6 protein-coding genes and 3 pseudogenes are annotated in these 8,595 nt (G+C 34.5%); 4 read left to right on the plus strand and 5 right to left on the minus strand.

From position 1 onward, the window contains the following. Window positions 1-290: 290 nt before the first annotated feature. The 3 genes from ACK3CR_RS26520 (at window position 291) to ACK3CR_RS26530 (ending at window position 3,775) form a co-directional block, all read left to right on the plus strand. Window positions 291-1,679, plus strand: a complete 1,389-nt coding sequence (locus tag ACK3CR_RS26520) for a sigma-54 interaction domain-containing protein (protein WP_328124034.1) — start codon at window positions 291-293, stop codon at window positions 1,677-1,679. A gap of 239 nt (window positions 1,680-1,918) precedes the next feature. Beyond that, on the plus strand, window positions 1,919-2,791 hold the full coding sequence (locus tag ACK3CR_RS26525) for a DMT family transporter (protein ID WP_328124033.1): 873 nt from the start codon (window positions 1,919-1,921) through the stop codon (window positions 2,789-2,791). A gap of 300 nt (window positions 2,792-3,091) precedes the next feature. Next, window positions 3,092-3,775 (plus strand): MBL fold metallo-hydrolase, encoded by a 684-nt coding sequence (locus ACK3CR_RS26530; protein WP_488976347.1) that lies wholly within the window; start codon window positions 3,092-3,094, stop codon window positions 3,773-3,775. Between the two features lie 298 nt (window positions 3,776-4,073). Here ACK3CR_RS26530 and ACK3CR_RS26535 read toward each other — a convergent pair whose 3' ends face one another. The 4 genes and pseudogenes from ACK3CR_RS26535 to ACK3CR_RS26550 all read right to left on the minus strand — a co-directional run bounded on the left by ACK3CR_RS26535 (window position 4,074) and on the right by ACK3CR_RS26550 (window position 7,250). Continuing rightward, a complete protein-coding gene (locus ACK3CR_RS26535) occupies window positions 4,074-5,390 on the minus strand; it encodes an MFS transporter (protein WP_488976346.1) in 1,317 nt (438 codons plus the stop codon). Between the two features lie 488 nt (window positions 5,391-5,878). Further along, window positions 5,879-6,082 (minus strand): annotated as a pseudogene (locus ACK3CR_RS26540) (hypothetical protein); the annotation flags it as partial. A gap of 219 nt (window positions 6,083-6,301) precedes the next feature. After that, window positions 6,302-6,403, minus strand: a pseudogene (locus tag ACK3CR_RS26545) (IS3 family transposase); the annotation flags it as partial. A gap of 574 nt (window positions 6,404-6,977) precedes the next feature. Then, complete coding sequence (locus ACK3CR_RS26550) at window positions 6,978-7,250, minus strand: HU family DNA-binding protein (RefSeq protein WP_040058578.1); 273 nt, start codon at window positions 7,248-7,250, stop codon at window positions 6,978-6,980. 292 nt (window positions 7,251-7,542) lie between these two features. Between ACK3CR_RS26550 and ACK3CR_RS26555 the strand changes: the two genes are divergently transcribed. Next, window positions 7,543-7,995, plus strand: coding sequence for a S1 domain-containing RNA-binding protein (locus ACK3CR_RS26555; protein ID WP_019390974.1), 453 nt, complete (start codon window positions 7,543-7,545; stop codon window positions 7,993-7,995). Between the two features lie 322 nt (window positions 7,996-8,317). On the opposite strand, the pseudogene ACK3CR_RS26560 reads toward ACK3CR_RS26555, so the two are convergent. After that, a pseudogene (locus ACK3CR_RS26560) lies at window positions 8,318-8,595 on the minus strand (hypothetical protein); the annotation flags it as partial.

An 8,595-nucleotide genomic window follows, 5' to 3' on the forward strand; every position in this document is an offset into this window, starting at 1 on the left:
ACTTATTCCTCCAAATTTTATTTTACTTCCTAAAATTAAATATAAATTTCAAAGAAAAAATAGGGGTTCCTTTCCCATGATTGCACCTCTTTCTCAGATTCTAAGCTGACTAAATGTTTCACTTTTAATCATGCAAGTTTTATGCCAAATTTTTAAAATCTGATACTATTAATATTTCATTAAAAATATTTACAGTATTTTATAATTAATGTATTGTTTATTAACAAAAACGTATACACAGTGTATATATATTAAACATTTATGTTTTACAAAATTTAAGAGGTGAACTTATGAAAATTCCAGATTCTTTTGCTGTACATACTTTGAATACATTGTTGTCAAATTTAGAAGAATCCATTTCTATTGTGAACACAAAAGGAGAAATGGTTTACTGGAACGAAATTGCCGAGGATACTTTTCATATAAAAAAAGAAGAGATTATTGGCAGACATGTAACAGATTTTTTTAGGGAAGAAGATGTCATGAACTTGAAGGTACTTAAGTCGCAAAAAGCTGTCCGCGAAGTTCATCATCAACCTCTTCCCAATCATCATGTGCTCATTAGCACCATCCCTATTTTTGATGAACATAATCAGCTTATTGGTTCAATGTCAGTGGAAAAAGATATTACCACTACGATTAGACTAACTGAGAAGTTATCAGCCAAATCACAGGAGTTGCAGCAATTAAAACAAAAAATCTCTGGTAATGATTTTAATGATCCATTTAATAAAATAAAGGGAACAAGTAAATCCCTTCATCTTGTTATAAATGATGCGAAAAAGGCAGCAAAGTCAGATGCAACGGTACTGATTACGGGTGAAAGTGGAGCCGGAAAAGAACTATTTGCACAAGCAATCCACAATGAAAGCTCGCGAAGCAAGAAAGCCTTTATTCCCATTAATTGTGGGGCTATTCCTGAATCCTTGTTTGAAAGTGAACTATTTGGATATGAAGCAGGAGCCTATACTGGGGCTTCGACTAAAGGAAAACCCGGAAAAATGGAACTAGCTGAAGGAGGGACCTTATTTTTAGATGAAGTGGGGGAACTTCCACTCGATATGCAAGTTAAAATATTGAGGGCCTTACAAGAAAAAGAAATTTACCGAATAGGGGGACAAACCCCTGTAAAAGTTAATGTAAGAATTATTGCAGCGACAAATCGTATTTTGGAAAATATGGTGGTAGAGGGAACATTTAGATCTGATTTATTTTATCGTCTAAACGTAATCTCTACTCGAGTTCCCCCTCTCCGAGAACGTATGGAGGATATTCCTATTTTGGTTTATGATTTCTTGAAAGAATTCTCTTCTATATACAACAAATCAATCCCAACTATTCATCAAGAGGCCTTTAATCGATTGTGTGAATATCACTGGCCAGGTAATATAAGAGAACTACGTAACTTAATTGAGAGAATGGTTGTTCTTCAAGAAGGTAATGAAATTTTTGAACGAGACATTAACCAGCTACTACCAAACGAAATAGCAATCTCAAAAGCCTTTAATCCTATTACTCCTTCACTTACTGAGGAAAAAGAAAGCTTAGAAAGAGAACGCATTATTCAAACTTTGGAGAAAACATATAGAAATAAAAGTATTACCGCAAAAGAATTAGGAATGTCTCGAGCTACTCTTTATAAAAAAATGAAGAAATATGGGATTGATTTTACAAAATAAAGTGTCTTAGGATAACACATAAACAGTGTATTTTTACTTTAGAGAGATTTACGATTAAACAAAACCTTTGTATAATAGCTCTATTAGATTGAAATTGAGGTGAAGCGAAATGTTTTTAGCTCCATTATTTGAAAATGATGTACCAGTAGCACTTCTCCGTCCTTAATGGAGTAAAGTGACTACTTCTCTCCGTTAGGGCATTCGTTGACCTAATTTTTAAAAACGGAGGGTACAAAAAAATGAAAAACACCTTATTAGGTTCGATATATTTAGCTTTAGCTGCCAGCATTTGGGGTGGCATGTATGTTGTAGTGAAAGTGGTTGTAGACGTCATTCCACCATTAGAATTAGTGTGGATGAGATATTTAATAGCGATTTTTGCTCTTTTTGTCATTGGTCTCATAAAAAGACAATCTTGGAAGGTTCATAGACGACATTTTGGGTTGATTGTTGTTATTGGAATCGTTGGTAATGCCGTTTCGATTGTTACGCAAGAATATGGTACCATGTTATCTTCGGCTCAAATGGGAGCTATCATTACGTCTTCTACACCAGCCTTTATGGTGATTTTTGCTCGGCTTATTCTTAAAGAACGGTTAAATATAAAAAAAGGAATATCAGTTTGCTTAGCTACAGTCGGAGTATTTCTCATTGTAGGGAACGGTAATATTGATATGTCTAGCCAACTTGGCGGAATTTCACTTTTAGTGGCAGCCTTAACATGGGCTCTTATGTCAGTTCTTATCAAGCATGTTCCAAGTAACTATTCGCCAATAGTGGTAACAACATATTCCACTTTAGTGGCTTTTGTCCTTCTAACACCTTTTGTTTTGAAAGGATTAAGTGGGATTTCAACTTCTCAATTAACTCATCCAACGATTTGGGGTGGGCTTTTATATTTAGGAATTGTTTCAACGGCTTGTGCCTTTATCCTTTGGAATCGTGGATTGCAATTATTAGATGCTTCAAGTGGAGGGTTATTTTTCTTTTTCCAACCTTTAGTTGGGACATTCCTTGGATGGCTCCTCTTAGGAGAAAGCATTGGTGGAACGTTTTGGATTGGTTCGTTCCTAATTTTAGTTGGTGTTTTGTTAGTTATTCGAGAAAAATAGTAAAAAAGAAAAAGCGCAAGTCCGTTCAATAACAACGGGTTTGCGTTTTTTTACTTCTGATAAGATCTATTATGGTAACTAGGAATGAATGTCTTCTACATAGTGTTTTATAATAAAACTATTGTTAAAATGGAATTAAAAGGATAAACAAAAGAGGGTTTTTATGTTTCAAAGTTTAGATAGTTTTTTTAAATCTTGGGAATGTGAAGCGTATGCTACTCAGGGACTACTAAAAAATTTAACTTTCTTTTACCTAAAAGGTGGGATTATTTATGGATATTAAAAAAACTTACAGATAAGATATACTATCTTCCCCATAACCCTGAATTTGATCGACCTTTGCTGGGCTATATTAAAGGGAATAAATACAACATGATGATTGATGCTGGTACTTCAGATAAACATGTAGAAGAATTTAATAACGGATTACTAAAAAATAACTTGAAGAACCCAGATTTCGTTGCAATTACTCACTGGCATTGGGATCACACTTTTGGAATGCATGCAGTAAATGGTGTTACGATTGCACATGAAAAAACCAATGAGAAACTTCATGAGTTGAAAAATCAGGAATGGTCAGAGCAAGCTATGAAGGCACGTGTTGAACAAGGAAAAGAAATTGAGTTTAAAAACGAAGAATTTAGGAACGAGTACAAAGATTTAAAAGAAATCAAAATTGTTACAGCAGATATTATTGTTGATAAAGAATTGGTATTTAACCTAGGTGATGTTACAGCCCATATATTTCATGTTGAAGCACCTCATTCTGATGATTCCATGTTAATATATGTCCCTGAAGAGAAAATCCTTTTTATAGGACATTCCACAAGTGAGGATTTTTACAACAACCATTATCTTGACAAGGATAAATTAAATAGCTTGATCAAAACATTAGAATCAATTGATTTTACACACTGCTTGTTGGGACATACGGATTTACTTAAAAAGAGCGATATTTTAAGATATCTGAACACATTATTATAATAAAAGAATTAAAGCACAGAACGTATCTGTGCTTTTCTTAATACTTCCGGTAATGTATCTTATGTGAACTTCAATTTTTATAAATTTTTAAAAAATGGATTTACCTTTATTCACTTGAATAGTCCCGACTTCTATAATAATGCAACAAAAGCAAATTGTGGTACCTTATCATCACAAAAAGAGCCGAGTACTTTTGGTATACCTACCCCTTTTTGTTGCTGTAACGATTGGACTCTTATGCTCATTAAAATTTATCGGTCTACAAACTCAAATTCTTTATAGGATCCTCCAATTATAGTCATTTGAAGTCTGTTCTCACCTCAATAGGCTTTTTAACAATACCCAAAAAACAAAGAGCCGCACATCCGGCGATAATTCCACCCGAAATAAATGCTAACGTGTAAGAACCGGTAGTGTCCACAATCACACCTGCCACAATCGGGGAGAATGCTCCGCCAAAGTAACCACCAAAACTCATAATTGCACTAGTAGATGCCACGACAGAAGTAGGTGAAACATCCCCAGCAAGCGCCCAAGACCCGCCTGTAATAGAGGAGATAAAACAGATGGCAAGAGTCATTAAGGCAACGGTGAAAATGATACTATGAACAAATGGAAGAATCACAACAACAACAGCTGTCAAGATAGCACTTATTGAAATTACGATCCGCTTTGAATTCATTGGAGAGGACATACCATGGTCCACCATTTTCTTTGTTAAATATCCGCCAAATATGTTGCCAAAAACACCACCTAAATACGGAATACTTGCGTATATACCTAGCTCCGTTAAAGATATATGATAGGTCTCTATTAAATAGAGAGTTAGGAAGACCAGGAAAATATTCCAAATCCAAATTGTACAAAAGTAACCTAATATTAACCCCCACATTGTCCGATATGTAAAGAGGGTACCCCATTTAATTTTTGAAGTTTTCTCTTTTTCATTTTCTCCTTCGCAATCAGATAAAATGTAATTTAGTTCCTCCTTAGTAAGTTTGCGGCTCTTCTCCGGACTACGATAAAAGATAAGAAAAATCACCCCGAAGATTATACCAATTAAACCGGTCACGAAAAATAAACCACGCCATCCAAAGGTAACCATTAAGAAAATAAGAATCGGTGGAGAAATTGCTGGTCCCCATTTAGAGGCGGAATCCCAAAATCCCGTAGCAAAACCTCTTTCTTTTTTTGGAAACCATTCGGAAGTAATTTTTGCTCCTGTCGGCCAAGTTGGAGCCTCTCCAATTCCAAGGAAGATCCTAGCAATAATAAACATAACTAATGTATTCGCCAGTCCTGTTAAAGCTGTAGCAACACTCCATAACATAATCGCAATAAAATACACTCTTTTTGCTCCATATTTATCAATAAGCCACCCCGCGGGAAGTTGCATGGACGCATAGACCCAGGAAAAAATTGCTCCCAACAGACCAATATCTGTATTCGAGAAACCTAAATCTTTCATAATTTCTGGGGTCGCAATTGATAAATTAGTGCGATCAAGATAGTTAATTATTCCTCCTATTAAGAGCCAACAAACAATCGTCCAACGGAATTTTTTCTTCGTTTCTAACGGATATTGTAATTGATTAGTATTCGATTCAATTTTCAAAGTCTTCCCCCTTTCCCTTTATAAGGGACACTCTAACAAAATCGGAAATTTTGTACGCCAAGCAAACTTGAACAAGAAAAGTAATCATTTTATGTGCACTAAGAATGAATCAAACATGATAACTTGTTAAGTTGACATTATTTTGTTTGAGTAATGAGTTTTGGTTCTTAAAATAGTTATTTGGATTGGAAGTTCAAGAACATTGGATTTTAGCCCCAAAAACCTAAATAATATCTCTTCAACTATTTTAAAGTGAAAATTAATAAAATGAATCTAAATTGAAGTTACACTTCATTTTTAATTGATATTACCATACAGATGATCTATTGTAAAATGAATTTTCTGAATATTTTTAAATTAACCTATAAAGCTGCTGATTTTGTTTGTTACTCTTATGAAACCTTGTCCGTTACTTAATTTTGAATAAAATAAGATTATAATGAAGTTAAAGTAACACTTTAATTACTAAACAAAAGAGAGTTATATTATTATAAACTACAATTTTTTGTTATATATGTTAGAGAGGTATAAAGAGCTACAAGCCCCAAAAATTGATGGATAAATTCTTTCTGATTTTGAACAGACTGATTCCGTAAATCAATCTGTTCTTTTTTGATAAGATGCATGGTTTCCACTCCAGAAAGAATGGATGTAGTTGTATTAAAAGATTTGAATCCTAACATGGGAAGGATTCAATGACCTTGATTGAATAGTTTATTTACATTGTTTATTTGGTGTTAATTTAGCTATGAATTAAAGTTATCCATTCCAAAATTGAATCTATTTATTTTAATAAATCCTTTTTAGTGCCGGTAATTAACATTATGTGAACTAACTTTGCATACCGTATACAACGTAAAAACAGAAAAAACTACCGTCACTAAAGTGAAACCAAAAAGTTAGACCTGTATTTAAGAAGCTAATGAGGATTGAATTCTGTATTCTACAGGAGTCAATCCTTTTAACTTTGTTTTAATTCTTTTGTGATTGTAGTAAAAAATATAAGACTCTAATTTTTTAAACCTCAGCTAAGGTCTCCTAACATAAAAAAAGCCGATAGGTCCTACGCTAAGCAGGGCATCGGCTTTTGGGGTAGATTCAGACAACGATGGATACATTCTTGATCAGCTGAGGCATCCTTCCCTTCCACAATCAGGAGAATATCCTGGTTCTTTGAAGTTAAAATAAAGGAAACGAGCTTAGACAGGTCTCTTACGTCACATGTTATCTCATTACTACACAAATATATGTCACTTTTAAGGATTTGACATAATCGATAAAACTCTACTATCTTCCCCATCGTCCATGACGGGGAGGACACCTCCCATGATACTATTTGCTTCATTCCTATATACCCACTTTCATTTCTATTTACGATTCCATCATCTTAATCCTATTATAAAGTGTAATGTAAGCGCATTCAATGATAATTATACATATTATAAGGAGAACTACGTTTAAATAAACCAAGTGGAAAATATGCTTAATCGAAATGAGTCCGTAAAAGTATACTTAAAGGGCAAGAAAAAGCTCAAACTCATTGTAATTCGATGAGTTTGAGCTTTTATTACTTTCTAGAAAATCTGTTTATTTTACAGCTTCTTTCAATTCTTTTCCTGGTTTAAAAGCAGGAACTTTTGAAGCCGCAATCTGCATTTCTTCGCCGGTTTGAGGGTTGCGTCCTGTTCGCGCCGCACGCTCACGCACTTCAAATGTTCCAAATCCAATCAATTGAATCTTCTCTTCTTTTGAAAGAGTGTCAGAAATGGTTTTAAATAATGCATCTACAGCTTTTGCCGCATCCTGCTTTGTTAATTCTGATTGTGCTGCAACAGCATTCACTAATTCAGTCTTGTTCATATCAAACACCTCATCTTTTTATTTTGGGACCATATGTAGAAAGGTTACTATAACACAGATTTGAGATATCTGTCTCTTAATAAAATTAGATAAACGGAAGCGAAACTCCTTTTTTTATAAGATGTATGTTGGGATTAACTCTATGGCACAGTTAAGTGAGCGATTGTTACATTTGTATTACTCTCATTGTAGACAAATAGAGAAAAAACAGGAAAGGAGCTCTTGTTGATATTATTTCACACACTTTGTTATAATGAAGTGTTTTTAACATTATTGAGGGGGAACATTTTTCATGTCAATCGAAGTAGGTAGCAAGGTAAGAGGTAAAGTAACAGGCATTACTAATTTTGGAGCATTTGTAGAATTATCTGGAGGTCAAACAGGCCTTGTACATATCAGTGAGGTAGCTGACAGCTATGTAAAAGACATTAACGACCACCTTAAAGTTGGTCAAGAAATTGAAGTGAAAGTTGTGAACGAGAAAGACGGAAAAATTGGATTATCCATTAAAAAAGCTATAGATAAACCTGAGAGACAGCCTTCTTCTTATTCACAACGCCTACCACGACAGGCAAGAAGTAATGATAACCGTTCCAAAGACTTTCGTTCAAAAAGCAATTTCCAACCAAAGGAAAACTTCGAACAAAAAATGGCGCGTTTCTTAAAAGATAGTGAAGAAAATTTATCCACGCTCAAACGCAGTACGGAAACAAAACGAGGTGGTAGAGGAGGAAGACGCGGATAAACTTTACTACTTCATGATATAGATAAAGGCAAGCCAGTAGAGATTGGCTTGCCTTGTTTGTTTCCTTTAATCTACTAAAAGGAATCATAATAAATGTTGTTTGTCGTTCCACAGAGCTACTTCCTGGAACATATTTTATGTAAACTAAAAATGAATACTTTATACAGTTTAAAAAGAGAAAAAACGCCCTTTTGTTATCGAGAGGTCGTTTTTTCTTTATTGGTGCCTTATAACCTTATGTAATTACCTGATGCCCCAGGGCATTCCTTGTCGTTTGCTCCAAGGGTGGGGTATTATACAGTATTCCTTTTTCTGATTTCTATTAAAGGATCGATCTACAAAGGACTTGAACAACTAAACCGATTACTACGCCGGGAAGCACAAATAACATAGGTAGCCAAACAGGACCCCATAACACCCCAAAGATTGTCAATGTTGAGGAATAAATGGCTCCTACAGTTACAAAATAGGCACTGAACACAAAGGGAAGAAAAGAATATCCGTCTTTTCCTCCTCCTGCATCTTTAAAAGCATCCCACGCCGCAAAAAAGTATACACACGGATAAAACATTAACCATGGATAATCTGTTTGTTGGATAG

Source organism: Priestia sp. TRM10 (genome assembly GCF_057808375.1).